Below are 26659 nucleotides of genomic sequence, written 5' to 3'. Positions count from 1 at the left end.
AATTTGGTTAAGATGCTCTAAAGAGCAGAATTGAGTGTTTTGGGCTATTTAGGACCCTGGGAGCCTTATTTGGCGCCCCGTCTTGGCTTGTTCAACGACGTGAATCTGAGCGATCAAGAAGGCGCCCCACAACATAGAAAAGAGGCCGAGCTGCTCTTCAGTCAGGGTGTCTTCGGCATCAATAAGCGCTCCCCTTAGGGCATCTATCCAGCCCATTGGCTCGCTCTTGATCTGACTGAAATGCTCCTTCGCAAATATCAGTCCCACCTCTTCATCGGATATTGCGACCAAGCAGGCGCCCAAAACATTCCGCGCGTCGGAGCGTTGAATCTCATCATATTCCTTCGGGAAGAAGGACATGATGCGGCCGATCAGATCATCAAGCGACATGGCATCTTTCATCCGCTTCTCCGCTTATTCCGATCCAATACGCTCCTTTTGATGGCTTACCCTAGCGCTGGTAGCGCGGGATGCCAGCACAACTATTGACTGAGTACGGCGCGAAACTTCACTGATCGCATCAGGACGCGTCTTAGCCGCTGTGTTGCGTCTCTATCTATGCCGATAATGCGAGAGGACGCGTTCGCTGCAAGGGCGAAGCCCTCGGCTTACCGGCAAGCCGGGCCGCATCGCCGCCATGGCGATGTTCCGCGAGCCGCTATCTCCCCTCGCCTTCGCTTCGGCATGGAGACGGCAATCACGGCGGCTCAGAAAGCGAAGGTGCTTCAATGATTATCAGAGCAAAGAATTTTCGGTCCTGGTTCAGAGCCATCTGCGCGAGAGCGCGCGCGACATTGCGAACCACGGTGCCGATTGCGGGTATCCATATATTACGTACGTATCGGACACGGTGAAGATCTTCGACAGATTCGGCGGCGAAATCTGGGACATGGCGGTCGAAGACGCGAGCGACATGGGCAACAAGAATGTTTGCGAGTTCATATCGGGCTTCACGCGTGCCGACATGCTGGACGATTTGGATCGCTTCAAGAACCTTATGGTTTGGTACGCATGCGAGAAAGTCGCCCGAAATCGCGGGCGACTGCTGAAGCCGCTTAGCGAGGCCGCAATTCCGGCCTCGCTAGAGCCTTGCGGATGCTCAGCAGGTTCGCGTGGGCAACGCGAAGCTCGTGCGAGTCTTCCGGCAGGTTCGGCAGCTCGCAGACGATCCTGTGCAGCAGCGCCGAAAGCTCGGTGCTGCGGAGCCGCAGCAGTTCGGATTGCGAAATCACTCTCATTGTTTCCTCCATCGTTCCTGGCCGCGACCGTCGCGGCCTTCGTGAGGACCGGGATGCGACTTCGATGGCTGGCTGCACCCGCAGGTGCCGCAACGCAGTGCAGGAGTGCCGTGCACTTGCGGCCATCAGGCCGTGAAGGTGCGAGAGCGAAACACAAAAGAAGGCCGCGGTTAGACGCGGGCAGTAAAGAGTTATTGGAGGAAGAGGCAGAGTGACGGAATCCGGATTATGCCTGGCTCAGAGCGTCACGTTTGCGATGATGAAGGTCGTCGTTATGCCCGGGCTGCCGATCAAGACTTACGGGGTCGCCCTTTGATGAGCTCATAGTCACCGCGAGCCCAGCTCACTTCGGCAAAGTGATACATGGCTTCGAGGTTCTCGTAAGGATCGCCGTGGCGCTCCGCCCGCTTTGCGAGATCGTAGGCGATCAGCGCATTTACCGCGGCCGACCGGTTCGAAAGGTCGATGACACCCATGTCTGGAAGGATCGAGTGCGGATGGCCGTGGCGACTGATCGAGTCGACGATGGCGTCAGCACCCGGAAGCCCCTTGCCGAGCAGCGTCGCCGCTGTCCCCGCGATGATGTCGGCGAGCTGGATGGAAGGATGCGCGCGCGAATCCACGAACGCGATGGGTTCGGCAAGCTTCCATCCAAGCGGTTCGGGATTGTGCTTCTTGCGCGCCTGCCGAATGGCGGGATCGTTGTCGTCCCCCGTGAACACATGGGCAATCGATTTGAGAGGCTTGCTGTCATCGGAGCGCACCGAGAGCAGCTTTCCGGTACGGCCCCAATGATTGAGGTGGCTCCAAAGCCCGGACGCCGAGAGGTCGAGCGTCCACTTGCCCTGATCGGGCAGGATGATATCGAGCTTTGCGTTGTCAGCCGTAATGATGTCGCGGTAGCCGTAGGCAAAGCGCAGGATCGACTCGAACGGATGCTCGATGCCGTCTTCCGAGAGCGGCGGGCGCGGATTGTTGAAGAGGAACGGTGCATCGGCGGGGTCGCGCGAGCGCATGTATTTCTGGAACTCCTCGATGGCGCGCTTCGCGTCGCTCGTCGGGTCGGTCATCCAGAGATAGGTGTACATCGCAACGAAGCGATGGAAGTTCTTCTCGTAGAGGAGACGCAGGTTATCCTGGTATACCGGTTCGTAGATGTATTCGAAGAACCAGCCGCACAGCGAGAGCAGCTTGTCGTTGACGTTCACGACGTAGCGCCCATCGAGCGCCTGGAGCGCCTGAGCGATCAGGCCGCGTCCCCGCTCGCTGGCGAGCAGCTTGCTTGCCTTGAGCTCGGGCATCTGCACGGGAAAGTCCGTCCGCGCCTTGCGGATGATGTCGAACGCCTCAGCGTCGGTCACGGCGACCGAACTGAAGGCGAACATGCGCTGTTCCTTCTGAAGAAGGTCAGAGCCAGTGTGACCGGCTTCATCGCAGGCGATTTCGAGAATTTCAGACATGCACGAATTATATAAGGTCGATGGACGTAAGAGCCAGTTTTAGCGCGCGCGGCCTAGCCGCGCCCGGCTCTATTCGCCTGAAGGCTCACCGAACCCGCCAGATCCCGCAAAGCGCGGGAAACGGTTTCGGCCCATGCGGGTGACGATCCGTCGCGCAAGAAAGGGCAAAGCTTCCCTTCGGAGCGCTAAGGCACATCGCCGCTTGGACCGCCGCCGATGCCGTACGGCTTATTGAGGAAGTACTCGCGTTTGCCGGTGGCCGCTTCCGCGTACTGGTCGATTGCTACGATAATTGCGTGGACATGCCAGTAACACCACCCCTCCCGCGCCGCCATCCGCCTGACCGTGTTCAGCTCCTTGAGGAACGGTGAGAGATCAGGTTCGTCGCAGAAGTATCTGGCCGGGCCTCGCGGCATGTTTCCTCCGCAGCAAAAGACCTCAGCGCGCCGACGATCGAGCAGAAGCTCTGCCGTGGCCCTGCCCAGCCCGGCTTGCTGAAGCTGACGCACCGAGGAAGCGAGTTCGAGCAGCTACTAGACGCAGCTTAGCGGGCTGCAGCCGCCGCACGCAGGGGCAATACGAACGGCGCAACTGCGATTAGCTCCCGGACTCCCAGCCGCGCCCGCTCACGCGCCTCTACCGGGTCGTCCCTCCGGGCTGCAGGTAGGGACTCGGCACCTTCGTTCCCGGACCGATGCGTTGAACGGCAGCGCCGGGCGGCGCCCCCTTCCTTTTTCCCTCAAGAAAGCTCTTAACATCCGCGTTGAAGGCTTCCTCGTTGAAGCAGAGGTTGCTCCCATTGCCGTGGGGGCACAAGCAGTAAGTCCGTATCGCCGTCGTGTTCACCGGATCGAACTCGGCGATCATCAGCTTGGCGAGCGTAGCGCACATAACCGGATCTTGAGTCGATATCTGACTGGTGGCTTACAAGGTCCAGGTCGAGTTGATCTCCTGATCCTTCTTGGACTCGCCTGGCGGTACGAAGGCAGGAGGCGTGATGAAGTAGAGAATGAACAAAGTAGTAGGAAATACGCCTGCGTCAGCCATGACACCATTCCACGATTTACTGCGCGACAGTTCTCAGATTTTGAAATTGCTGCCTGATTTGCTGGAGCGACGATTGCTGGTCTTCCAGAATCGAAACGGCGGATACGAAGGTGCGGCCCTGATTTGCGTCGGACCTGCCGGGACCACCCACCGGCAACGTCACAACATGGACGGTCTTCGATTTGGTGGTAAAAGTAATATTGAGATTCTCGTCCAACTGATAATAACCGCTGAGGCTGAGCAAATTCGTGCCGGGCGGGAATGTGTAAGTCCAATTGCCGGTGCCGTTGAATTTGATCACAACCTCAGCCGTAAAACTGGGGTTGTCGATTTTCGAGGAAGTCACTGCCGTGGCCTGGACGGCGCGAACGAGCCAATCCTTAATCGCCAAATGCTTGGTCAATGAATGATATGACGGCGTGTCCTGATTGCATGGCAGCCTGTCGTTGGCCATCAGAGCGGCAGAATCGAATTTGAAATCCACGCTCCCCGTCCGGTTACCGCGCATTTCAGTCGTGACGCCGTTGCCGGGTCCGATGACGAGATTGCTGAACGTGTCGGTCCTTGAGGTTGTCAGTCTGCGAGTGAGACCGGCGCCAGGTTGGATATCCGCGTCCACTTTCGGATTGAGCGTGACTTTGATGTTCCAACCGGCGGGATCGAAGAGTTTGGGATCGGTGTAAGTGCTGATGTCGCGAAGCGCGAATTGAAGCTCGCACGCCGTGTGCAAGAGAATTTCCTGCATCGGGAGCGCCCAGTCGGGCGGCAGGTCCGGCATGATCGCGCAGCTACCTGCGCTCAATGAAATCGCGACTGCTGCGCCCCTGGCCAAATACGACACGATAATGCACCCCGGTGTCCTATTCCCGAGGCACCCTAGCCCTGCGCCGGTGGAAGAGTCTGTGACACTCTCGCAACAGTTGCAACAAGTTGGGAACACCCTGGAAGCGGCAAGGAGCGCCCATAACTAGCGCGCGCGGCTGTGGCCGCGCCCGGCTCTATTCGCCTGAAGGCTCACCGAACCCGCCAGTCCCGCCAGCGGGAAGCGGTTTCGGCCCATGCGAGTAACGATCCGTCGCGCAAGAAAGGGGTCAGGAAGGGCGCTGCCCTCCCTCCCTTGCAATGCCTCCTGCTCGACCGGCAGGGATCGCGTCCGGCGCAAGGCTGCGAGCCTCGCCCCGGCCGCATTAATTGCTTGGATCATAAGTACAGTCGAGACGAAAGCTCCGATGTCCTGAGCGTGGCTGATGGCGGCGTATCGGTCGATCCAGAGAAGGTCGTCCTCTCCTTCGGAGACGACCGAATAATTCCCCTGCGTCTGTCCCATCCACTCGGTCTGCTCTGCTCGCAATCCCACATTGGCCGTGATGGGATTTTTCTTGATCTCCCGGTGCACAAGTTGTGCACACGCGGCCTTCTAACCGGTTGAAACGCTTGAACTCTCGTTCCAGTCCATCATGGGGGCTACGGAAAAGAGATAGTCTTGCGATTCCAATGATTTACCCTACTCTCTCAACGAGATGAAAGAACAACGTGTGCATTCCAAACTAGTCAAAATTGCACACGTTTGTACCCGTTTTGAACTCTCGGTGCACACATAGAGCACACGAAAGGCGGAGTGCACACACGTGGCGACCCGTCACTCAGTTGGCGTCTGGAAACTGGTGCGTCCAGGTCCGCCGCAAGTGCCGTTATGCGGCCGAGACATTCCGACGACGCAAGGGCCACCGCGAGGGTCCGCAGGGCCGGTCGCAAGCAGCGCCGTCGTGAGGCGGGTGTCGGCCGCCGCGTCGCCACACAGCGAAAACCTCGACGCTGCGCTTGCGGGCAACCTCAACGGTGCGGACGATCAGCGCCAGCACCCAGCGCAGCGTTCGCAGCCACCATGCGCTGCTCGAACAAACGACGCGTCTCCGGCTCGGGATCGAAGATCACGCTTCCTGCGTCGCCATCGACCAGCGCCAACGCCGGCGGCTGCCCGTTCCACGACAGTGGGCCGAGCCCAACCACCATGGGGGTCCCGCGCGCTCGCGCCAACGTCGCTACATGCGAGGAAGGTGAGCCCGCAGCCAGCGCGATGGCGCCCCCATGCGACCAGTCGGCGGCAAGAAAAGCGGACGGCGTGATGTCGTCAGCCGCAACGATCGAACCACCGATAACCCTGGCGACCGTGTCCACGCCGCACAGATGCGCGAGCACGCGGTCGCGGATGTCGACGATATCGGCGGCACGGGCACGAAAATATTCGTCTTCAGCATCGCGGTAGCAAGCGATCTCCACGTCGAATGCCAAGCGCCAGGCACGGTCAGCTGTGATCCCCACCGAGATGACCTCATATGCCGCAACTGCCAGCGCATCATCTTCAAGCATGGCGGCATGAAATTCCAGAATGTCGACCACCTCGGCCTGAATCGTCTTGATCTGCTTGGCGATCTCCGCCCTCGCGCCTTCAATCGCCGCCCGCAGCGCCGCCGCCTCCTGCGCGGGATCTTCGCTCGCCGCCCGCCTGGTCACAGCCGCAGTCAACATGGTGACCGGCCCGATCGCGAGACCCGGCGAGGCAGCACGGCCGATAAGATAGGTCTCTGCCACCGCGATCAGGCCTCACCGAAACCGTCATGCACGGCCGCAAGCATTGCCTTGCCATCGGGGCCGGCGACGCGGAAATGCAGCGTCGCTCCCTGCGATGCCTTGACGTGCATCTTCGCATCGGCCCAGGGACCGTCCGGCGCAAGCGCGAATTCGATCTCCGGCGCAAAGCGTTTCGCGCACCCGTTGTGGCATGCACCTTGACCAAGATCTCGCCGGCCTTCGGGCTTCGAGATGCCGCGCATCCTGCGGGCGTCCGGCGATTCGTTCCGTGTATTGACCGCCGCTTTCATGGACTCACCAACGATTGCCGCAGGACGTCGTTGGTCATCTCGGACGCGCTGACGTGTCGTCTGGATCGCTGAGAAAATGGTCCACCCGAGCAATTCTGCGAAGCCGACGTTTCGGCTGTTGTCAGCGGCCGCAGTTGCCGATGAGGCAAATCTTGATATTCAGGACCCGGCCTCGGCCCAGCCCTGCTGCATACCCTTGAGCCCGAACTCATAAACCTCCTCCTTGTTGGGAGAGAAGTCGCGCCACACGCGGGTGGCGGCGGCGAGCGCCGGAACGGCGCGGCCGAAGGCTTCGATCGTTAGCCTGCCATCATATTTTGCGGCCCTCAGCGCCTTGTAGGTCAGCCCCCACGGCACATGACCCTTCCCCGGGGTGCCGCGATCATTCTCCGAGATATGGACATGGATCATGTGCCGCTTGATTGTACTTATGGCGGCGACCGGGTCCTTCTCCTCGATATTGGCATGGAATGTATCGTACATCCCTTTGATCGCGGGATGATCGACTTCGTCCAGATAGCCGGCCAACTGATCCATCGTGTTGAGGAAGTAGCATTCGAATCGGTTCACCGCTTCAAGGGCAAAGCGCACACCATGCTTTCCGGCATGATCGCCGGCGCGGCGATGAAACTCGATCCCGCGCCTGCGCTCGTCCGCCGTTGGCGCCTTTCCGGTGAAACGACCGAGTTCGGAGTGCATCGGGCCGGCGATGATCGATCCTCCAAGCGCCTTGGTGCAGTCGATGACCCATTTGGCGCGCTCGACGGCAGCCTGCCGCTCCATCATGTCGTCCGAGAGCGGATCGTGCCCCGCACCCAGCACGCTCGCGGTCGTGACGTCGAGATCCATCCTGGCAAGTTGCTCTCCGAGCCTTGCGTAGGACTCGATCGTGCCTTCGAAGATCGGAACCTCTACGCTCTCATAACCCGTCCTCTTGAGCGCCTCCAGCACAGGCACGTGTTCGTCGGTGACATGCCCTGTCCAGAGCAGCAGATTGAATCCGTACTTCATCCGCGCCGTCCCATTGAGCTTTCCCACAGAAGCGATCCGGGGCCAGTTCCGCGGCCTAGCCCCTTGCCGGCACCAGCTGCTTCACCATCGCGTCAATCAGGCGCGGCAGGTCATAAGGGAAACGGGCCGTAATCAGGTTGCCGTCGACCACGCACGGTTCGTCCAGCACCGTAGCGCCGGCGTTTTCGAGGTCGATCTGTATGTTCCACACGGCTGTGGCGCGCTTGCCTTTGAGAATCTTGGCGCTCACCATGACCCATTGACCATGGCAGATGGCGCATGTGGGCTTGCCCGCTTCATACATGGCGGACACAAACGCGCGCGCATGCTCGTCCATGCGTAGCGCATCAGGGTTCCAGCATCCGCCCGGCAGGAGCACGGCATCGTAATCCTCCGCCCTGGCTTCGTCCGTGTAGCGATCGATCTTCAACCAACCCGCGTTTTCCATGAGGCGGATGGCAAGCACATGGGTGGCGCATTGGGGCGGGAAGCGGAGGCCGAGCGTGGGATGAAACTCACCTATGCGGGGCGAGACAACATGAACAGTGGCGCCGTGCTCGGTGAGCCAGCGATGAGCCCCGAGAATCTCCACTTCCTCCACGCCATTGGTGCAGCAGATGGCGATGCGCTTGCCCTTGAGCAGACCTGGATTTGTAGGTGGATCAAGCAGGAAGCTCTTGAGCTCCCGGTTCAATTCGCCGTCGGCCGTCACCAGCAATTCAGTCGAAATAGATGGGACCGGCGAAGAGGACATTAGCTGCTGCATGCGGTTGAAGGCCGAGGCTTGCGGAGATGCGCTCATCTTTCATGCTCCTGAACGAGGTTGATTGGCACATTAGTGACTAGAAGTATCAGAAAACGATCCACCCAAATGCACGGGTCTGTTGGTTGAGGGCGGTTTATCGGCAGGCATGGAATCCGTGGATGCCTTGAAGCTGCAGGTTCACTCCTTGCGGCGGCTCTGCAGCGTGATGAGGCCGGCCAAAGCACCAGCGATGATCGCGATCGTCCATGTGAAGCCATGCATGTACCAAGGCGTTGCGTTGAGCTGAACTCTGCCTAGCACGGTGTTGGGATCCGGCGATTTAAGGAAGAATACGCCGTAGAGGTGCGCGACAACGATCGAAGCGAGCAACACCATGCAAAAGATCATGGCGACGACCATGGCCACCGTTGCCAGCGAGCGCTTAGATACACCAGATTGCGCCAGAGGCAGGACGTTGTTGACAAGCCCAGCCAGGACGATCAGCGCGCAGCCAACCGTGAAAAGCGAGATGTTGAACGGTTGAAAAATCATCAGAAGCGCGAATACGCCAAGCCCGATGATGCTGTATTCCAGCGTCCGCGCCGCCGTCGGCGTCAGCCCGCCGTTGCCTTGCTCGCGATCTCTCATGCGCGCACCGCCTTTCCGTCGTCTGCGAACACGTGGGTTTGCGCGGGATCCGGAACGAGGTGGAGCGCCTCGCCAACCTTCACTTTTTTGTCACGCGGCACGACGACCCGGATGTCGCTGCCCGTCTTGGTGCGCGCGTGAATAAGTGTCTCGGCACCCATTGGCTCAATGAGTTCGGCCATGGCGTCGATCGTGTCCCTGGTTTCTTCGGAGCCAACGGTGAAAGCGCGCGGGCGAATTCCCACGGTGACCTTTCCGGCCTTCAGGTTTGCGACCGCGGGATGGACGCTCAGATCGACATCATGTTCGTCGAAGACCAGTTTCGCCTTGCCGTTGCTGTAGCTCTTGAATTGTGCGTCGATCAGGTTCATCTGCGGCGTGCCGATGAAGCTCGCAACAAAGACGTTGGCAGGTTTTGCGAAGACCTCATGCGGGCTCCCCACCTGCTCGATCAGCCCGTCGCGCATGATGGCAATGCGGTCTGCCATGGTCAGGGCTTCAAGCTGGTCGTGGGTGACGATGACAGTGGCTTTCGTGAGGTTTGTCAGCACGGCCTTGATCTGGCCGCGCATGGAGTGGCGCAGCTCCACGTCGAGCCGCGAGAGAGGTTCGTCGAACAGAAAGCATTTGGGATCCCGAACGATGGCGCGGGCAACAGCGGCGCGTTGCTTCTCGCCCTCCGAAATCTGTCCCGGCAATCGGTCCAGGATATCGCGAAGATGCAAGATGTCAGCCACCTTCCTGACGCGAGCGGCCGCTTCCGTGCGCCCAATGGCTTCGCGGTGAAGCGGCATTGCGATGTTCTGCCCAACGCTCAGCGCCGGATAGAGAGCATAGAACTGGAAGACCATCGCGATGTCGCGCTTCTCCGGCGGCAGGTCATTCACGCGCTGCCCCGCAATGACGACGTCCCCTGCCGTGGCGCGTTCGAGGCCGGCAATCGTGCGCAGCGTAGTCGTCTTGCCGCAGCCCGAAGGACCGAGCAGACAAACAATTTCGCCTGCAGCCACGGAAAGGCTGGCATCCTTGACAGCAACAAATGCGCCGAACTTCTTGGTGAGATCGCGTATTTCTATAGTCGACATGATCACTTCCTGACCGTGCCGAACGTGACGCCACGCAGCAGGTGATCCTGCAAAAAGAAGGTGGCTAGGAAGACGGGAACAAGAAACAGGGTTTCAATGGCAGCCAGCAGCGTCCAGTCCGTTCCGCGCCCGCCGGAAGACACGGCCTGGTTCATGGCTACAGGCACGGTGCGAGTGTCAGGGCCCGTCAGAAGCAGCGCAAACAGGAACTCGTTCCAGGTGAGGATGAGGCCGAAAACGAATGTTGCGGCAAGACCGGCGACAACCTGCGGCAGGCTGATCTTGAAAAACACCTTGATTTCTGACGACCCGTCGATACGAGCTGCATCCTCGACATCTGTCGACAACTCGTCGAAGAAGCTTTTCATCATCCAAATGGTAAATGCGAGATTGAAAGCCGTGTAGAGCATGATGATGCCGAGATAGGATCCAGAAAGACCCATTGCGCGGAACATCAAGATCACCGGAATGATGACGACGATTGCAGGCAGCATACGGGTCGTCAGAATGATAAAGAGATAGGTATCGTTGCCCCTGAGTGGATAGCGCGAGAAGCCATAGGCGGCCAACGTGCCGATAACGAGGGCAAGCAGGACGGAGGCCGACGCGATCACGATCGAGTTGAAGAAGAATCGGTCAAACCCGGTGGACTCCGGCTGGCCACCCGCCGTCATGACGCGGGAAAAGACCGAGGCAAAGTTGTCCAACGTCGGTGTGAAGACAAACTGATCGGGAATGAGACCAAAGAATGAGGTAGGCGAAAGCGTTGGCGGCACCGAAAGCGCCAGCCCCTGCGGTTTTATGGCCGTGAAGATGATGAAGAGGACTGGCAGGAAGTAGATGAAGCTGACGACCGCCACGACGAGCGTGCGGCCCCAGCCCGCCTCCGCGATGCCGCCGACGCGACGAAAGCCAACCCGCTCCCAGAAAGAAACGCTGTCTGTCATAGCTCAGGTCTCCCTTTTCTTGGGATTGGCAACGTAGAGATAAAGGTTCGTGAGCACGATCACGATGAAGAGGATGATGTAGGAGATGGCCGCTCCCTCACTTGTCTTGTTCTGTTCGTTGGCGATGCGGAGCAAGTGGTAGGAGATCGTCATTGTGTCGTTTCCGCCCTTGGTCAGCACGATCACAAGGTCTGCCAGCTTGAACGCTTCGATGGTGCGGAACAACAGCGCCAACATCAGAAGCCCGCGGATATAGGGGAAGGTGATGCTCCAGAAGCGCCGCCAGGCGGACACCCTGTCGATGGCGGCTGCCTCGTAGAGATATTTCGGCACGGATACAAGCCCCGCCAGCACAAGCAGCATGACGAAGGGCGACCACATCCAGGCGTCGGCAAAAACGATAGCGGCCACAGCGCCCGCCTTGCTGTCCATGACGATGAACTGGCCGCCCGCGAGGCTATTGATCACATAGCTCAGGATGCCGAAGGTGGGGTCATAGTAGTAGGTGAAAAAGACACCTGAGGCCACGACAGACAGCATCATCGGTGTGAGAACCAGAATCAGCAGATATTTCCGCAGCGGGAACTGCTTGGCAAATAGCATCGCCAAGAGAAACCCCACGATCATCTGTACAGAAACCGTGCACACCGCGAACATGGCGGTATTGATGAGGGCGTTCCAGTTGGCCGGAGCCGCGACCTCGTCGGTCAGAACCTTGATGTAGTTGTTGAGGCCGACGAAGCGGATGGACTGCAGGTTCGACTGGTAGGCAAAAAATGAAAGCCCCAGGGACCAAAGCAGCGGGAAGATGTTCATCACGAATAGAACGGCGATGGCCGGCGCGACCAGGAGCCCGCCATAATAGCGACGGCGATAGGCATTTACCGCGAATGCCGCAGCGACCAAGGCCGACATAGCGCCAACGACCCAGAAAGAACCGGACGCCGGCAGCGTCACCACCGCAAGCGTAGAGACAACGAGCCCCACGAGAACTGCAAGCCGCCAATTGTTGGCCGAAAGCTCAAGGAGAGCCGGTGCAGTCTTGGCAGATTGTACGGCTGACATCAGTTGCATGAAACTTCCGTGGAAAAGCAATTCCTGTACGTTGCTGAGCGGCCTCGTGCGACCGCGGTCGGCGTCTGGCCATGTCTTTCAAGTGGCCGGGAAAGGAGACGAAATCGCTTCCCGGCCAAGCCTCGTCATTGCCGCCGCTCGCGGCGCTCACGCGTCACGTTACTTGATCAGCCCCGCCTCCTTGAGCAGGCGCTGCTGGAACTTGGCGATATTGTCCTGAGTCGTCTTGGCATCCTGCCGACCAGTAATGGCGAGATCGTACTGGTCTTGCTGCTGGGTCAGCAATTCGAAGAACTGCGGCACGTGCCACACGTCCTTCTGCCAATCCAGCGAAGGAGCCCAAGCCCTGTTCCAGGGGCGGTAAGTTACGTACTTCGGATCCGAGTACACGGACTTGATGGCAGACTGACCGCCGGCCGCCGCAAACTGGTGCTGGATGTTCAACGACAGCCACCACTTCACGAACTCCACGGCCTCCTTGATCTGTGTGTCGGTCGTCCAGGTGGTCAGCACGAAGGGCTGGCCGCCAATATTGGACCAGCGGACCAGTTTGCCATCCGGACCTTTGGTTCCCGGCATCATGCCGAACACCAGATTGTCTGAGACCCTCGACGTTTTCGGATCAAGCGAGGCTTCGGCAAGGCCGATCCAGTTAACGCTCATGGCCACCTTACCTTGGCGGAACAGCTCATCCGACTTGAAGATGTCCATCGTGCCCGTCTTGGCGAGGGGCGGCATGTATGCGATCAGGCTCAGATACTTCTCCAGCGCCTTCACGGCCGCCGGTGAGTTCACGACACCTTCCGCCTTGCCGTTGGGCGCCTGAGTCTCATCCCAGATGTCACCACCCATTTGCCAGATAAAGCCGTTGATCTGCATCGACGAGAAGTCGTAGCTCTTGCCCGCCTGAAACGCGATGCCGTAGAAATCGTCTTCGGCAGGTTTGCCGGCCAGCATCTCGCCCTTCTTGCGGCGAAAGAACTCGCCGACGTTCTTGAAGTCGTCCCAAGTCATGGCGTCGAGCTCTTCGCCCGTGCAGGGAAGCTTCTTGTTGAACTTCGCCATGAAGTTCTTCTGTTCTGTTTCGTGGCAGATAATGTCCTTTCGCGCGAAGTTCACCAGCACATCGGGAAACTGCGGAAAGCCATAGTAATTTTCCGACTTGTGCGGATAAGTTGAGTAGGCATTCAGCGTGTTCGGATGGATGTCCTTGAACGTCTTCATGAACTCGGGATCCGCATTGAGCAGATCGTTGATCTTCCGGAAATAGCCACCCTCGACGAACGCACCCAGCCACTGCGAGTCCGATACGATGAAGTTATATTTCTTCTCGCCCGATGTGAGCGACGCATTCACGCGGGTATAGAAGTCCGGCCACGGAATGAAATCCACCTGGAGCTTCACCGTGTTGCCGGACTTCGGCTTGTACTGCTCGTCGAAAAACTTCTTCATGATGCGCGTTGGTGGCCAGTCCGGCACAGCCATCGTCAGCGTCACATCGGCAGCGAAAGCAAATGTCGTTCCCAGCACCAGCGAAGCGGCAAGCCCGGCCGCCATCACTATGCTGCTGATCACCCTTATCGCGGTCATCCTGGTTTCCTCCGTTTAGATTTCATTTTTTTGTTAAATCACTCGTCTCAGACCATCATCCGTCCACTCGAAGCGCGGAAGATGTAGAATTTTCTTGGATCGAGAATAACTGCCGCCTGTTGGCCGGGCTGCAAACCCGAGGCAGCGGATTCCGGCAGCACCATGCGCAGCGTTTCGCCGCCGGTTTCCACGGATACGATCGTGACGTCCCCCAGCGGCTCAAGCATGGCAATATTGGCCTTGAGGCCTTGCTCGCCCTTCCCCGCAAAGCGCACGTCGCTCGGGCGGATGCCGACCACGGCCGCTTCGCCTGCTTCGGCAGCCTGCAGCTTTTTCACGAAAGGTAACGGCCCAATTGCGGATTCGAGGGCGGCGCTGTCTGTAGCCAGCCTGCCCTTGATTATGTTCATGTGGGGCGAGCCGATCTTGCTTGCCACATACAGATCACACGGCGCTTCGAAGAGCTCGTCCGGCGTTCCGATCTGCACGACGCCGCCATCGCGCATCACTGCGATTTCCTCACCCATCGAGAGGGCTTCGAGCTCATCGGGTGTGGCGTAGACGATGGTGAGACCAAATTGGCGGTGAAGGCGCTTCAGTTCCGCGCGCATCTCATGGCGGAGCTTTGCGTCGAGATTGGTCAAAGGCTCGTCCAGCAACAGGATCCTCGGGCGACGTATCAAGGAGCGACCCAAGGCCACGCGCTGCTGTTCACCACCCGAAAGCGTATTGGGCTTTCGATCGAGCTTCATGTTGAGCCGGAGCATCGTCGCCGTCTCCTTTACGCGGCGGTCGATCTCCTCACGCGGGCGCTTTTCTTCGGTCAGCGGATAGGCGAGATTGCCGTAAACGGTCAGGTGCGGATAGAGCGCGAAGGACTGGAACACCATTGACACGCCCCGCCCCGCGATCGGCTCATGGGTCCAATCCTTGCCAAAAATCTCGACGTGCCCTCGTTCCGGAGCGATGAGACCAGCGATTGTGCGAAGGGTCGTCGTCTTGCCAACTGAACTCGGCCCAAACAATACGAAGAAACGACCTTCCGCGACCCTGAAGGAGAGGTTTTCAAGAGCCCGCACGCGGCCATATGACTTGGCAACATTTGTCAAACGCAGTGCAGTTTTCTCAACCTGCCCCATTGCCATTCCCCAGACCGCCGCCGTAGCAAATTCCAATTCGCCACCGGCACGCACTCACTTCGCGCTCCGCGAGCACGGTCACTGAACCGTATTGCTTCGAGAGCTTCGTTGCCCGACGGACGGGCTCAACTACCCTCGTTTCGCTACTTCCGAGCCGCACGACCTCTTTTCCTCTGTCTATGGCGGCGTTTATCGACATCGGGGGGCGGCCTAATCGAACGCTGACAGCAGGCGATCGCGAGAGCGTTCAATATGAACGCGCATCGCTTCTTCGGCAGCCACAGGATCCGCAGCCGCGAAGGCGGCCAGTATGGCTTCGTGCTCGTCGAGAGCCTCTTCGGTGACGCGCGAATGAAACATGAGGCGAAAAATGTGAAAGTGAGTGTGCTGGAAAGCGATGGCTTGGCGAATGAGTTCGTTCTCAGCGCAGGCCAGTATCTTGTCGTGAAAGTCGGCGTCCTGCCGCGCAAAGTTCGAGTACCGCAGGCGCTCGTCCTTGCCTTCCCGGCGGGCCATCATGCCGGCCGCCTCGCGAAGCATCACCAGTTTCGCCTCGTCCAAACGCACCGCCGCCTTCGCGGCGCTGTAGGGTTCGAGACGCAATCGAAGCTCATAGATCTCGTCAAGCTGGCGCTTGGTGATCTGCGGCGCCGCGCGAAAGCCGATCAAGTGCGTCTTCAGCACCAACCCTTCACCCTCGAGCCGACCTAGCGCCTCACGGATAGGCGTTTGCGAGACGTTGAATTCGCGGGCGAGGCTATCAACGGTGATGCGCGCGCCGGGCGCGATCTTGAGCGACATGAGCTGTGCAAAAATCGCCTCATACACGTCACCCGCCAGACTGGTGGGGCGATCGATCTGCCCGCCGGCGACCCCGGCTGGCGAAGGATTGGTGGCGTTCATCGATTTCGATCTGCCTCTTGACACAAGCTTGCCTCTAGCACGACCTTGCGCGATATTCAATCCTATATCATATAGGATTTGATTTCACTACGGTTGAACGGTGCCAAACCCGGGCGCGGGAGTGGGCCTGCTCATGGAGCGGATGCCTTGGAAGAAAATGAATTTCACTACGCCGACGCGCTCATTGAAGCCAAACAGGGCCTAAAGGTCGCGACGCTCGCAGGTTCAGCGCCCGATGTCCGCGGCATGCTCGCAGCGGAATTCGTCTGCAAGGGCGTCGTCATCGTCGCGATAGATCCGGACTCCGCTTCGGAATTGGTACGGAGACTCTCCGGCTATCCGGATCTGGTTCGCGCTGCGCCGCCCATGCGGGCCGACTCGCCTGTCGGCAGCTCCGGCGATAGCGCCGCCCGCCTTCGCGCCGCGAAGGGCTTTGAGAACAAGCCTCGCCTCTGGAGCGAACTCAACGGTTTCGCGCGATCTAATTCGTCCGTCGCCAGAGGATATGCATTATGACGCTGTTCGCCGCCTTGAGGCTGCCCCGCGAGATTTTGTTTGGCAGGGGGCAGCGCCATGCGCTTTCCACCGTCGCCATTAAACATGGGCGTCGGGCGCTCCTGTGCACCGACGAGCGGTTCGCCGGCACCGCCGTTTTTTCCGAAATCGTCGCGAGCTTGAAGGCGTCGTCGGTCGAGATTTTCGTTCATGATCGCGTGCAGCCGGACGTACCGGTCGATTCGGTCGGCATCTGCGTTGAGGAAGCGCGGAGCTTCATGCCCGACATGGTGATCGGCATCGGCGGCGGCAGCTGTCTCGACTTTGCAAAATGCGCAGCCTTGCTGATCAGCCATAGCGGCAAGCTTCAGGACTATTACGGTGAGTTCAAGGTGCCGGGTCCCATCCTGCCCGTGATCGCCGTGCCGACCACAGCAGGCACAGGTTCGGAAGTAACGCCGGTCGCGGTGATCTCCGATCCTGATCGATTTTTGAAGATCGGCATTTCGAGCCCCCACCTGATTGCCGCTGCTGCGATCTGCGACCCGGAACTGACGATGACGTGTCCGCCGTCCCTGACGGCAATTGCGGGGGCCGACGCCTTGACCCACGCGATCGAGGCCTTCACTGCGGTTAGACGCAGTGTCGCTTCCGACCTGCCGCAGAAACATGTTTTCATCGGCAAGACGGCGCTTACCGATCACTTCGCCCTGCTTGCCATCAAGCTCCTGGGACGCAGTCTCGAGAAGGTCTGCCGCGATGGCGCCGACGAAGACGCGCGGGCAGATGTGATGATGGGCGCTCTGGCGGCCGGCTGCGCGTTCGGAACCGCGGGAACAGCGGCCGCGCACGCGGTGCAATATCCGATCGGCGCCTTGACCCACACGCCGCACGGGCTGGGCGTCGCAACCATGCTGCCTTATGTGATGAATTATAATTGCTCCGCGGCGACAACCGAAATCGCCAACATCGGAGTAGCTCTCGGCCTTGAGCGATCGAGCCGGAGCGACGGCGAGATGGCCCGCGCGACGATTGAAGAAATCAGCCGCATGTTCGCGGCGATTGGGATCGCTCCTACATTGGCCGGTCTTGGACTTCCCGCCGACAAGATCGATTGGACCGCCGAACTTGCTCTCGGAATCGATCGGCTGATCAAAAACAATCCCCGCCCCTTCGACCTTCCCGCGATGAAACGACTGGTGAAAGCCGCCTACGACGGCGATCTCGCCGGCAGCGCCATCTGAGCTGACAGGACCCCCATGATGAACATGTCCCAGAGCACGTTCAGCACCGACCAGGAAACCATCGACCTCCGCACTTATGCGCGCGGCCTCTACATCGACGGCCAATGGCGGCAGGCCGCTGACGGCCGGCTTATCGAGGTCGTCGATCCGTCCACCGAGCACGTGATCGCCGAGGTTCCCGATGCGGCCATGGTCGACGTCGAGGCAGCGGTGGAGGCCGCCGCCCGGGCGGCGGCCGGCTGGAGCCAGACGCCGCCGCGCCAACGATCCGAAATTCTGAGGCGTTGCTTCGAATTGATGACGCAGCGTTCCGAAACGCTTGCCGCGCTGATATCGATCGAGAATGGCAAGGCTTTGCGCGATGCGCGCGGCGAAGTCGCCTATGCCGCGGAGTTCTTTCGCTGGAACGCCGAGGAAGCCGTACGAATCACCGGCGAATTCGGCCTCGCTCCCTCGGGTGCGAACCGCATCATCGTCGACTATCAGCCGGTCGGCGTCTGCGTTTTGATCACGCCCTGGAATTTCCCGGCGGCCATGGCGACGCGCAAGATCGCTCCCGCCCTTGCAGCGGGCTGCACGGTTGTTCTCAAGCCCGCGAGCGAGACGCCCCTCACCGCCTACGCGCTCGCTGCGCTATGTGAAGAAGCCGGCGTTCCCCCCGGCGTCGTCAACGTCCTTACGGTTTCCAATCCTGCTCCGGCCACCGCCGCCATGCTGGCGGATCCACGGGTGCGGAAACTGTCGTTCACCGGTTCGACAGGAGTTGGCCGCCTCCTCCTTGCCGAAGCGGCCAAGCACGTCATCTCCTGCTCGATGGAACTCGGCGGCAACGCGCCATTCATCGTCTTCGACGATGCCGATCTCGAGGCTGCGCTCGATGGCGCCATGGTGGCGAAAATGCGCAACGCCGGCGAAGCCTGCACCGCCGCAAATCGCATCTATGTGCAATCCGGCATTCACGACGCCTTCGCCGAAGGGCTTCGAAAGCGCATGACGGCGCTCAAAGTGGGCGCAGGCATCGAGGCCGCCACCGAATGCGGTCCGATGATAACGAAAAAGGCGGTCGATAAGATCGATCGGCTGGTCCGGAACGCCGTCGCACGTGGCGCGCGCGTTCTGTGCGGCGGCTCGGTCGGGAGCGGAACGGGTTTTTACTATCCTCCGACCGTCCTTTGCGACGTGCCGGCCGACGCCGAGATGGCGCACGAGGAAATCTTCGGACCTGTGGCGCCGATCTCGCGCTTCGAACGGGAGAGCGAAGCGATCGAGCGGGCGAACGACACGGAATACGGGCTCGCCGCCTACATCTACACCCGTGATCTCGCCCGCGGCATGCGTGTAGCCGCGAAGATTGAAACGGGTATGATCGCGCTCAATCGCGGCCTCATGTCGGATCCGGCCGCCCCGTTCGGCGGCGCTAAGCAGAGCGGCATCGGACGCGAAGGCGGGCAAAGGCATGGCATCGCCGAGTTCATGGAAGCGAAATATCTCGCCGTCACGATGTAGACAAAGGACAGATGCAGCGCGATCCCTTCCACCGTGATCATATCGCGCCGTGGGGTAAGAAGCAGAACTGCGGTGGGGTCAGAAAGCCGTCAGGCCAGGCCCTTCGAAGACAGGACAGAGGAGACTAATTGTGCGCACCATCAAGGGACCGGCAATATTCCTGGCTCAATTCGCGGCCGAAGCTCCTCCTTTTAATACGTTGGACAGCATATGCGCCTGGGCAGCGGATCTCGGATACAAGGGCGTGCAGATACCGAGCTGGGTTTCCAGCTTTATTGACCTGGAAAAGGCTGCGACGTCGAAAACATATGCGGATGAACTGCGTGGCACAGTCCATCGTCATGGACTCGAGATTTCTGAATTGTCGACGCACCTTCAGGGGCAACTGGTCGCTGTGCATCCGGCCTACTCCAGTGCTTTTGATGGTTTCGCGCCGGCCGCGGTCCATGGCAATTCCTCCGCTCGGACGGCGTGGGCGATTCAACAATTGAAATGGGCCGCAAAGGCTTCGAGCAACCTTGGTCTGAATGCCCACGCAACTTTTTCGGGCGCGTTTGCGTGGCCTTTCATCTACCCTTGGCCCCAACGCCCCCAGGGCCTGATCGACGATGCCTTTGGTGAGCTTGGCCGCCGATGGTTACCAATTCTCGATGAGTTCGATCGCAATGGCGTCGACGTTTGCTATGAATTGCACCCGGGCGAGGATCTACATGACGGGGTGACTTTCGAAATGTTCCTCGATCAAGTGAAGAACCACGTTCGCGCCAATATTCTTTACGACCCAAGCCATTTTGTGCTGCAGCAACTCAAATATCTCGACTTCATCGATTTCTACCACCACCGCATCAAGGCGTTCCATGTCAAGGATGCCGAATTCAATCCAACCGGCAGGCAGGGAGTCTACGGCGGATTTCAGTCGTGGGTTAACCGCGCCGGACGTTTCCGATCGATTGGAGACGGTCAGGTTGATTTTCGATCGATTTTTTCAAAGCTCACGGCCTACGATTACGCGGGGTGGGCCGTGCTGGAGTGGGAATGCGCGCTGAAGCATCCGGAAGATGGCGCTCGGGAAGGAGCCCGGTTGATCTCCGATTACATCATACGGGTCACCGAGCGAGCTTTCGATGACTTTGCAGGCGCCGGCACAAACAGGGAAGCAAATCTGAGAATGCTTGGTCTGAGGTCAGATGAGGGCATGTCATGAGAAGCAGCGAGACGTCGCGTATCCGATTGGGAATGGTCGGTGGCGGGATCGGAGCATTCATCGGCTACGTGCACCGGATTGCATCGCGAATTGACGACGATTATGAACTGGTTGCGGGAGCTCTGTCTTCCGATCCCGATCGGGCTCAGGAATCTGGTAGAAGGATTGGGCTGGCCGAAGACCGGATATATACAAGCTTTGCCGAGATGGCGGCGAAAGAGGCTGCCCGCGAAGACGGCATTCAGGCCGTCTCGATCGTTACTCCCAATCACCTGCATTTTGCGCCGGCCAAGGCATTTCTTGAGGCTGGAATTCATGTGATCTGCGACAAGCCGCTTACGTCAACGCTCGATGAGGCCCGTGCGCTCGCCAAGATCAAGCCAAAGAACGGCGCGAAGTTTCTATTGACGCACAATTACACAGGTTATCCCCTGGTACGACAAGCGCGTGCCATGGTGGCGAATGGTGACCTCGGCAAGATTCGCGTGGTTCAGGTTGAGTATCCGCAAGATTGGCTAACTCGCCCACTTTCGAACAAGCAGGCGGATTGGCGCACGGACCCTGCTCGCTCAGGACTTGGCGGTGCGATCGGAGATATCGGTACGCACGCTTATAACCTTGCGCGATTTGTGACGGGTCTAAAAACGGTGGCCGTAAGTGCGGACCTGTCGACTTTCGTGGAGGGCAGACGGCTCGACGACAACGTGCACATACTGCTGCGGTTTGAAGGCAATGCACGCGGGATGCTGTGGGCCAGCCAAGTTGCCGTGGGATGCGAAAACGGTCTGCAACTGCGCGTTTACGGCGAAAACGCCGGGCTTGAGTGGCGCCAGGACAATCCGAACCAGATGTGGTTCACGGAATTTGGCAGGCCCAAGCAACTTCTGACGCGAGGCGGCGCCATCTCCGGTGACGCTCCTCCGACTCAGGTTCGACTGCCGAGCGGGCACCCCGAAGGATATCTCGAGGCGTTCGCCACACTTTATAGTCAGTTTGCTCAGTTGATCCGCTCCGGAGACGCTGCCTGTCCTGACCTGCCGTCGCTCGCTGACGGAATTGAAGGAATGGAATTCATCGCCGCCGCGGTCCGATCGAGTAACAATCAGAGCATGTGGACAAGCCTCAGCGACGTGTAAGGCGCGGCCCAGATCTAACGCCAAGGGAACTCACGACGCGCGTCTTGGTGGATCGCAGCCGACATAATCGCCGAAATTCCCAGCCGCGATCGCAAAGCCGTCCTGCGTCTCGCGCGAATTAAGATAGCCATGGACCGCAAGGATCCCCGGTGCAGGTGCACCGGCTGGAATATAGACAAGGGCGCTCATGGTGTTGCCCTTGGCGCCCTTGAAGCGGACGTCTTCGATACGAATTCCATTCGCGGTCTGGGTGAAGTGGGCGAGCAACCCGCCGAGAAGGATCAGAACGGCGCCGATTCCTGCCAAAGTCCCTTTTTGAATCATGACGTCCCCCCTTATAGCCCTGACAGGAATGCCTTCCTGCCGTGGCGACTTACGTGGCAACTCAGGCATCGGCGACTTCGCCCGCCGGAACGCGGTGATGACCGCGCGCTTCGACAGCGGCACCCCGCAAACGATCGAACAGTCGAAGCGGCTGCTGCGGCACGGCGTCCCCCCGCCAGGCGACATGGGTGTCCGGCCGTACAATCAGCAGGCCTTCAGGAGCGCGTGCTGTCGTCCTGTTTCGATCGACATCGAGGACCGCGAGCGGAACGCGAGATTGCGCAGCCGCGTCGGTCAAGGCCGCAACGTCGATTGACGGGTCGAAGCGAACCAACGTGTACGCCGGACCAAGTCCGTCCAGCAACGAGCGACCATCGGGCAGCCACGCATGCGGCACCCTCGCCCCTGGCACGGTCGAGGCGGTAAAGCTGCCCATGCTGTAGGGTGGCGGCGTCTCGCCATCATAGGCAATGATCGGCGATCGGTCATAGTAGTAGCCGAAGTTCAAGCCAGCGCAGCAATACTGCTGAACGTTGAGGTCGTAGGCCGCGCGTCCGACTCTGTCGCGCACCTCGTCTCCGGCCGGTCCGTCCGCCTCGATTTCCGGTGGCACAGCCCGCCGCTGATCCATGACCGCGAGAGCATGGTTCATCGCGTATTGCGAGACCTGCTCAGTAATCGGCTGCCGTTCGGCCTCATATGCATCAAGCATTGCCGGATCGGCCCAGCCTTGCAGGACCGCCGCCAGGATCCAGCAGAGATCGACGGCGTCGGCTATTCCGGCATTCATTCCGTAGCCGGCGTAGGGAATCCACAGATGGGCGGCGTCGCCGCAAATGAAAGCGCGCCGGTCCCGGAAACGATCGGCGACCAGACGGCGGCCGATCCAATCTTCCTTGCTGAGGACCTCGTACCGAAACCGATCGTCCACGCCGAGAATCGCACGAAGCGCCCAATCCCGGTCGACGCTTTCGAAATCGGTTTCGTTGGACGCAAGATGGTTGTGTATCAGCCATCTGTCTTCGCCGTCGATCGCTACGGTCGTTCCACACCGGCGCGGATTGAGCGACATGGTCATCCAGGCCGGCTTTTGGACGATCATGTCCTTTAGCTGCGGCGCATAAATACAGGTGGACTGTACCCGCTGGACGACTTCGGTGCCCGCAAACCGCGCGCCAATCGCCTTGCGCACCATCGACCGGCCACCGTCGCAGCCGATCAGATAATCCGCGGCAACAGTGATTTCGTCGCCACTGTCGAGGTCGCGCCCGTAGGCCAGTACGCCGTCCTGGCTTTGGTTGAATCGCTCGATCTGCATGCGATTGAGAATCCTTATCTGCGACCGCTCCCGGGCGCAGGCGAACAGGACCGGTTCGAGATAGATCTGGTTGATCCGGTGTGGCGGTTCGGGAGTCGGCCACCCCGTGTCCGGTCCCTCCGTCGCAGTGTATCGGTCGGCCCGGGACGGAATCGGGATCCGCGTCAACTCACGGCCGACAACCGCCGTGCGATAGGCGCAATCGTTCGGAAAATCGGCCGGCAGACCGCCGTCCCGCACCCGGCGGACGATGCCAAGACGGCGAAAAACCTCCATCGATCGCGCAGAGACATGGTTGCACTTGACGTTTGGCGGCTCGCCGGCGCTGCGGATTTCGGCCACGACGACCTCAATGCCGCGAGAGGCCAAGTCCATCGCCGCCGTCAATCCCACCGGACCGGCGCCCACCACAAGAACCTGGGTCTGTATTCTCTGCATCACTTCTCTCGGCTGGCCGGATCAGGCCCGCTCGCCAGGCAGCGGGCCAGACTGATTTTCACGTCGGGCACTTTCCGGAAATATCTTGCAGGTTCCGACACTTCAGATTAGTCACAAAATTCTCATCGATTCATAAGGTGAACTCATGATGCCGACGATGCGGCAGCTCGAAGCCCTCGTTCTGGTCTATCGCCATGGCAGCCTCACCAAGGCCGCTGCCGAACTGCGCGTGACCCAATCGGCGGTCAGTCTGCTGATCCGGCAGATCGAGGAGAACTTTCAGCTCAGATTGTTCGACCGCACGACCCGCGCGCTGCATCCGACGCTAGCTTGCAAGGATGCGGTGCCGATTGCGGAACGGATACTGGCCGGCGCCAACGGATTGGCCCGGCACATGAGCGATCTGGTCGAGGTAAAGGCAGGTCGGATTGCCATTGCGGTGTCGGCAGGAGTTGCGTCTGCGTTGCTCCCCCGCGTCCTGGCCCGATTTCGGGCGGACTATCCCGACGTTCGCGTCGAGCTGTTCGATGTTGCGCCTGATGACTTGCTTGCGTTCGTCACCGCCGGAGAAGCCGAATTGGGCATCGGAAGTGTTGAAGATGCCGATACGCTCGACGTGAAGATCGAGACACTTACGCATAGCTCGCTATCGGCGATCGGGATCAAGGACGGCCGCTTTGAGAAAGCTTCCCGACTCACTTGGGACAGCCTCGAAAATTGCGACCTGATCACAATGCGCCGCGGAACACGGATCAGGTCGCAAATTGACGAGGCCCTTGCCAGGACCGGTCGTCAGCTAAAACCAAAGCTGGAGGTTTCTCTCATCACGACCGCACTGGCATTGACGGTGGAAGGCGCTGGAATAAGCATCTTGCCCGCGCATATGCTTCCGGAAGCGCAATTCCCAACTCTCACAGCCGTTCCCTTGTCTCGCCCCGCGATCATCAGACACGTTTCTCTGGTAAGCCGGGCGGATTTCGTCCGCTCACCGGCGGCCCAGCGCTTCGTGGAGACAGCGAAGCAGGTCTTGTCAGTTCGACGCGCTGCCGACCGAAGAGGCGACGCGCCTGCGCATTCAAAATCGAAAAGCAAACGACCAATTCGGAGAGTTCCGTAACCGGAGCTGTGGCGAAGTCGGCTGGTGCACCGCCTCGACGAAAGACCCTATGCCTACGTCAACAGGCTGCAGCTTCCCAATGCTGCATTGCAGGATTCATGAGGCAACCTGATCAATCGATGAGTATTTTCTGGCTTACGCGAGACATCGGGAACTCGCAATATGATCTGATGCGGGTCACCTGCGAGGGAGGGAAACGATCATGGGAAAACTGCTGTTGGCGCTCGTTCTATCGACGATCCTTCCGGTGTCCGCAGTTGCGGGGCCGAAGGAAGATGCGTTCAAGGTCATCGAGCAGTTCAAGGCGGCATTCGATTCAGCCGATGTTCCAGGCGTTGTAAAACTGTTCGCGCCCGACGCGGTCTTTCTCGGCACCGTCAGTCCCAAGTTAGCTACCAAGACCGCGGAGATCGACGCGTACTTCCAGGGGATCAAGGTCGATACACCGCGCAAAGTCGAGTTCGGGGAGTTCTCGACGATGGTCATTTCCGATACCGCCGTCGCGTTTGCGGGAATGGACACTTTCTCAAGCACGCGCGACGGAAAAACAATCGAGCGTCCCGCTCGCTTCACCTTCCTTGTCACCAAAGGCGACCAGGGTTGGAGTATCAAGCATTTCCACTCGTCCTGGCTGCCGGGACAATGACGATCTCGTGCAAGCGAGAGCCTGCATCTCTGGAATTCCAAATCTGTTGGCTGCGCTCGGGCCTGACAGGAAAGCACCGGTAAATACCATGAGAAGAATTTCCGGCGTAGTGATCGCCATCGTGCTCGCGTGCCATTGCGCCGCGGTTGGCAGTGGTAAGGCGGCGGACGCCTATCCCGAACGTGCGATCCGCCTCGTCGTCGGCTTTCCCGCCGGCGGCAGTTCCGATGCGATCGCACGCATCGTGCAGCCGAACGTCGAAAAACAACTGGGGCAACCGTTGGTGATTGAAAACCGCCCGGGCGCAGGCGGCGCGATCGCGCTCGGCATGGTCGCCAAAGCGCCGCCGGACGGGTACCTGATCGGGCTCGGCGGCGCGGCGGGGCTGGGCGTAAGCCTCGGGGTCCAGGACAACATCACCTATGACGCGCACAAGGACCTTGCGCCGGTTACCGGCCTCGCAGCCGTGCCTTTCATTCTGGCGGCTTCGAACTCGCTGCGGGGAAAGACACTTGGCGACATCATTGCCATGGCAAGGCAGCCGAACAAGCTGGCGGTCGGTCACGGCGGTAACGGCACGCTGATGCATCTCACCAGCGAGATGTTCAATCAGATGGCTGATACCAGGCTCGAACTGGTACCCTATCGGGGGATGGCGCCGGTCGTTACCGACCTTATCGGCGGGCATATGCCCCTCGGGATCGTCGATCCTCCGTCGGCGATGACCGCGATCGAGGGCGGCCTGATCACGCCCGTGGCCGTCTCCTCGGCTCATCGCTATCCACGCCTTCCCAACACGCCAACCTTTGCCGAACAGGGCCTCCCCGGTTTTGAGGCGACCGGCTGGTTCGGCATCGTCGCGCCGGCGGGAACGCCCGGCGATATCGTCGAGAAAATCAACTCGGCGTTCGTGACGGCACTGAGCGATCGGGCGATCGTGGAGCGAATCCGTGGACTGGGCTCTGACCCGATGCCGATGACGCCGGAGGAATTTTCGCGGTTCATCGCCAGTGAGGCGAAGAAATGGGGAACTGTTACCGCCAGGGCAGAGAAAAAATAGAACTCGTTGCGCTTCCGTTTCGCTATCCTGCGAAGCCAGCGCGGGTGTGGAGACCGCCCTTGTCCGCCAGGAAACTGGCAGGTGCGGCGCCGACGTCACCCTCGTAGAAGGCCCGGGCGCCTTCGCGGCCGATCAGCTATTTACGCCTTGCTTGGGCGTTCCCCGTGGAGGCGGGCAAGCACGATAGGCAAACGGTGACGAGAACTCGGCGCAAGAGGCGACGCGCTTAGAGAGATTCCAAACGTGCTTGGACGATTCCAAATGCTCTTGAAACTTCCAGGAAGAATGGGAGAGCAAGTGCGAGCTGACATCGCGACGGATGATGACGAGGTTCCGCGCATTTCCGGAGAGCGAATGGCCTCACCTTCCCCGCAAGCTTGCCTTTCCATCGGCAGCCGCGTC

Annotated in this window: 28 protein-coding genes; 9 read left to right on the top strand and 19 right to left on the bottom strand. The window is 59.8% G+C overall.

The features are described from left to right. Window positions 1-48: 48 nt before the first annotated feature. The 4 genes from RX331_RS13395 to RX331_RS13380 all read right to left on the bottom strand — a co-directional run bounded on the left by RX331_RS13395 (window position 49) and on the right by RX331_RS13380 (window position 3114). A complete protein-coding gene (locus RX331_RS13395) occupies window positions 49-402 on the bottom strand; it encodes a hypothetical protein (RefSeq protein ID WP_317257008.1) in 354 nt (117 codons plus the stop codon). A gap of 653 nt (window positions 403-1055) precedes the next feature. Beyond that, on the bottom strand, window positions 1056-1238 hold the full coding sequence (locus tag RX331_RS13390) for a hypothetical protein (protein WP_317257007.1): 183 nt from the start codon (window positions 1236-1238) through the stop codon (window positions 1056-1058). Window positions 1239-1528: 290 nt separating this feature from the next. After that, on the bottom strand, window positions 1529-2698 hold the full coding sequence (locus RX331_RS13385) for a DUF3800 domain-containing protein (RefSeq protein WP_317257006.1): 1170 nt from the start codon (window positions 2696-2698) through the stop codon (window positions 1529-1531). A 185-nt stretch (window positions 2699-2883) separates the two neighbouring features. Beyond that, complete coding sequence (locus tag RX331_RS13380) at window positions 2884-3114, bottom strand: hypothetical protein (RefSeq protein WP_317257005.1); 231 nt, start codon at window positions 3112-3114, stop codon at window positions 2884-2886. A gap of 283 nt (window positions 3115-3397) precedes the next feature. On the opposite strand from RX331_RS13380, the gene RX331_RS13375 reads away from it, so the two are divergent. Continuing rightward, entirely contained in the window at window positions 3398-3802 is a 405-nt protein-coding gene (locus RX331_RS13375; RefSeq protein WP_317257004.1) for a hypothetical protein, read from the top strand. Here RX331_RS13375 and RX331_RS13370 read toward each other — a convergent pair. The 13 genes from RX331_RS13370 to RX331_RS13310 all read right to left on the bottom strand — a co-directional run bounded on the left by RX331_RS13370 (window position 3762) and on the right by RX331_RS13310 (window position 15769). Then, a complete protein-coding gene (locus tag RX331_RS13370; RefSeq protein ID WP_317257003.1) occupies window positions 3762-4586 on the bottom strand; it encodes a hypothetical protein in 825 nt (274 codons plus the stop codon). The two genes, RX331_RS13375 and RX331_RS13370, sit on opposite strands and share 41 nt — an antisense overlap. A gap of 126 nt (window positions 4587-4712) precedes the next feature. After that, window positions 4713-5141: a hypothetical protein gene (locus tag RX331_RS13365; RefSeq protein WP_317257002.1), complete on the bottom strand. Its 429-nt coding sequence runs from the start codon at window positions 5139-5141 to the stop codon at window positions 4713-4715. Window positions 5142-5578: 437 nt separating this feature from the next. Continuing rightward, on the bottom strand, window positions 5579-6337 hold the full coding sequence (locus RX331_RS13360) for a phosphoenolpyruvate-utilizing N-terminal domain-containing protein (protein WP_317257001.1): 759 nt from the start codon (window positions 6335-6337) through the stop codon (window positions 5579-5581). Window positions 6338-6342: 5 nt separating this feature from the next. After that, a complete protein-coding gene (locus RX331_RS13355) occupies window positions 6343-6720 on the bottom strand; it encodes a hypothetical protein (protein WP_317257000.1) in 378 nt (125 codons plus the stop codon). A 66-nt stretch (window positions 6721-6786) separates the two neighbouring features. Next, on the bottom strand, window positions 6787-7638 hold the full coding sequence (locus RX331_RS13350) for a sugar phosphate isomerase/epimerase (protein WP_317256999.1): 852 nt from the start codon (window positions 7636-7638) through the stop codon (window positions 6787-6789). 55 nt (window positions 7639-7693) lie between these two features. Beyond that, the gene (locus RX331_RS13345) at window positions 7694-8440 is read right to left on the bottom strand and encodes a type 1 glutamine amidotransferase domain-containing protein (RefSeq protein ID WP_317256998.1); all 747 of its coding nucleotides are present in this window, start codon (window positions 8438-8440) and stop codon (window positions 7694-7696) included. 141 nt (window positions 8441-8581) lie between these two features. Beyond that, window positions 8582-9031 (bottom strand): hypothetical protein, encoded by a 450-nt coding sequence (locus RX331_RS13340; RefSeq protein ID WP_317256997.1) that lies wholly within the window; start codon window positions 9029-9031, stop codon window positions 8582-8584. Then, on the bottom strand, window positions 9028-10116 hold the full coding sequence (locus tag RX331_RS13335; RefSeq protein WP_317256996.1) for an ABC transporter ATP-binding protein: 1089 nt from the start codon (window positions 10114-10116) through the stop codon (window positions 9028-9030). Before RX331_RS13335 ends, RX331_RS13340 begins: the two co-directional genes overlap by 4 nt. 2 nt (window positions 10117-10118) lie before the next feature. Further along, window positions 10119-11063: a carbohydrate ABC transporter permease gene (locus tag RX331_RS13330; RefSeq protein ID WP_317256995.1), complete on the bottom strand. Its 945-nt coding sequence runs from the start codon at window positions 11061-11063 to the stop codon at window positions 10119-10121. 3 nt (window positions 11064-11066) lie between these two features. Then, window positions 11067-12137, bottom strand: coding sequence for a sugar ABC transporter permease (locus RX331_RS13325; protein WP_317256994.1), 1071 nt, complete (start codon window positions 12135-12137; stop codon window positions 11067-11069). 159 nt (window positions 12138-12296) lie between these two features. After that, a complete protein-coding gene (locus RX331_RS13320) occupies window positions 12297-13694 on the bottom strand; it encodes an extracellular solute-binding protein (protein WP_317256993.1) in 1398 nt (465 codons plus the stop codon). 80 nt (window positions 13695-13774) lie between these two features. Then, window positions 13775-14920: an ABC transporter ATP-binding protein gene (locus tag RX331_RS13315; protein ID WP_317256992.1), complete on the bottom strand. Its 1146-nt coding sequence runs from the start codon at window positions 14918-14920 to the stop codon at window positions 13775-13777. Between the two features lie 156 nt (window positions 14921-15076). Beyond that, window positions 15077-15769 carry a GntR family transcriptional regulator gene (locus RX331_RS13310; RefSeq protein WP_317256991.1) on the bottom strand — a complete coding sequence of 231 codons (693 nt, stop codon included), beginning with the start codon at window positions 15767-15769 and terminating at the stop codon, window positions 15077-15079. A 147-nt stretch (window positions 15770-15916) separates the two neighbouring features. Here RX331_RS13310 and RX331_RS13305 point away from each other — a divergent pair, with 147 nt between their 5' ends. The 5 genes from RX331_RS13305 (at window position 15917) to RX331_RS13285 (ending at window position 21354) form a co-directional block, all read left to right on the top strand. Next, entirely contained in the window at window positions 15917-16285 is a 369-nt protein-coding gene (locus RX331_RS13305; RefSeq protein ID WP_317256990.1) for a hypothetical protein, read from the top strand. Beyond that, complete coding sequence (locus RX331_RS13300) at window positions 16282-17508, top strand: iron-containing alcohol dehydrogenase (RefSeq protein ID WP_317256989.1); 1227 nt, start codon at window positions 16282-16284, stop codon at window positions 17506-17508. The genes RX331_RS13305 and RX331_RS13300 overlap by 4 nt, the downstream gene beginning before the upstream one ends. A gap of 18 nt (window positions 17509-17526) precedes the next feature. Then, entirely contained in the window at window positions 17527-19014 is a 1488-nt protein-coding gene (locus tag RX331_RS13295; protein WP_317256988.1) for an NAD-dependent succinate-semialdehyde dehydrogenase, read from the top strand. A gap of 130 nt (window positions 19015-19144) precedes the next feature. Further along, the gene (locus tag RX331_RS13290) at window positions 19145-20218 is read left to right on the top strand and encodes a sugar phosphate isomerase/epimerase (RefSeq protein ID WP_317256987.1); all 1074 of its coding nucleotides are present in this window, start codon (window positions 19145-19147) and stop codon (window positions 20216-20218) included. After that, window positions 20215-21354, top strand: coding sequence for a Gfo/Idh/MocA family oxidoreductase (locus tag RX331_RS13285; RefSeq protein ID WP_317256986.1), 1140 nt, complete (start codon window positions 20215-20217; stop codon window positions 21352-21354). Before RX331_RS13290 ends, RX331_RS13285 begins: the two co-directional genes overlap by 4 nt. A 30-nt stretch (window positions 21355-21384) precedes the next feature. Here RX331_RS13285 and RX331_RS13280 read toward each other — a convergent pair whose 3' ends face one another. After that, window positions 21385-21747 (bottom strand): hypothetical protein, encoded by a 363-nt coding sequence (locus RX331_RS13280; RefSeq protein ID WP_317256985.1) that lies wholly within the window; start codon window positions 21745-21747, stop codon window positions 21385-21387. Continuing rightward, a complete protein-coding gene (locus RX331_RS13275; protein ID WP_317256984.1) occupies window positions 21740-23434 on the bottom strand; it encodes an FAD-dependent oxidoreductase in 1695 nt (564 codons plus the stop codon). The genes RX331_RS13280 and RX331_RS13275 overlap by 8 nt, the downstream gene beginning before the upstream one ends. 145 nt (window positions 23435-23579) lie before the next feature. Between RX331_RS13275 and RX331_RS13270 the strand changes: the two genes are divergently transcribed. The 3 genes from RX331_RS13270 (at window position 23580) to RX331_RS13260 (ending at window position 26257) form a co-directional block, all read left to right on the top strand. Continuing rightward, window positions 23580-24551 carry a LysR family transcriptional regulator gene (locus RX331_RS13270; RefSeq protein WP_317256983.1) on the top strand — a complete coding sequence of 324 codons (972 nt, stop codon included), beginning with the start codon at window positions 23580-23582 and terminating at the stop codon, window positions 24549-24551. A gap of 202 nt (window positions 24552-24753) precedes the next feature. Further along, window positions 24754-25197, top strand: a complete 444-nt coding sequence (locus tag RX331_RS13265; RefSeq protein ID WP_317256982.1) for an SgcJ/EcaC family oxidoreductase — start codon at window positions 24754-24756, stop codon at window positions 25195-25197. 88 nt (window positions 25198-25285) lie between these two features. After that, complete coding sequence (locus RX331_RS13260) at window positions 25286-26257, top strand: tripartite tricarboxylate transporter substrate binding protein (protein WP_317256981.1); 972 nt, start codon at window positions 25286-25288, stop codon at window positions 26255-26257. Window positions 26258-26659 lie beyond the last annotated feature (402 nt).

The organism is Bradyrhizobium sp. BWA-3-5 (assembly GCF_032917985.1).
GTDB lineage: Bacteria > Pseudomonadota > Alphaproteobacteria > Rhizobiales > Xanthobacteraceae > Bradyrhizobium.
Note: the sequence above shows the minus strand (reverse complement) of the source record. Positions and strands in the feature narration are given on the sequence as shown.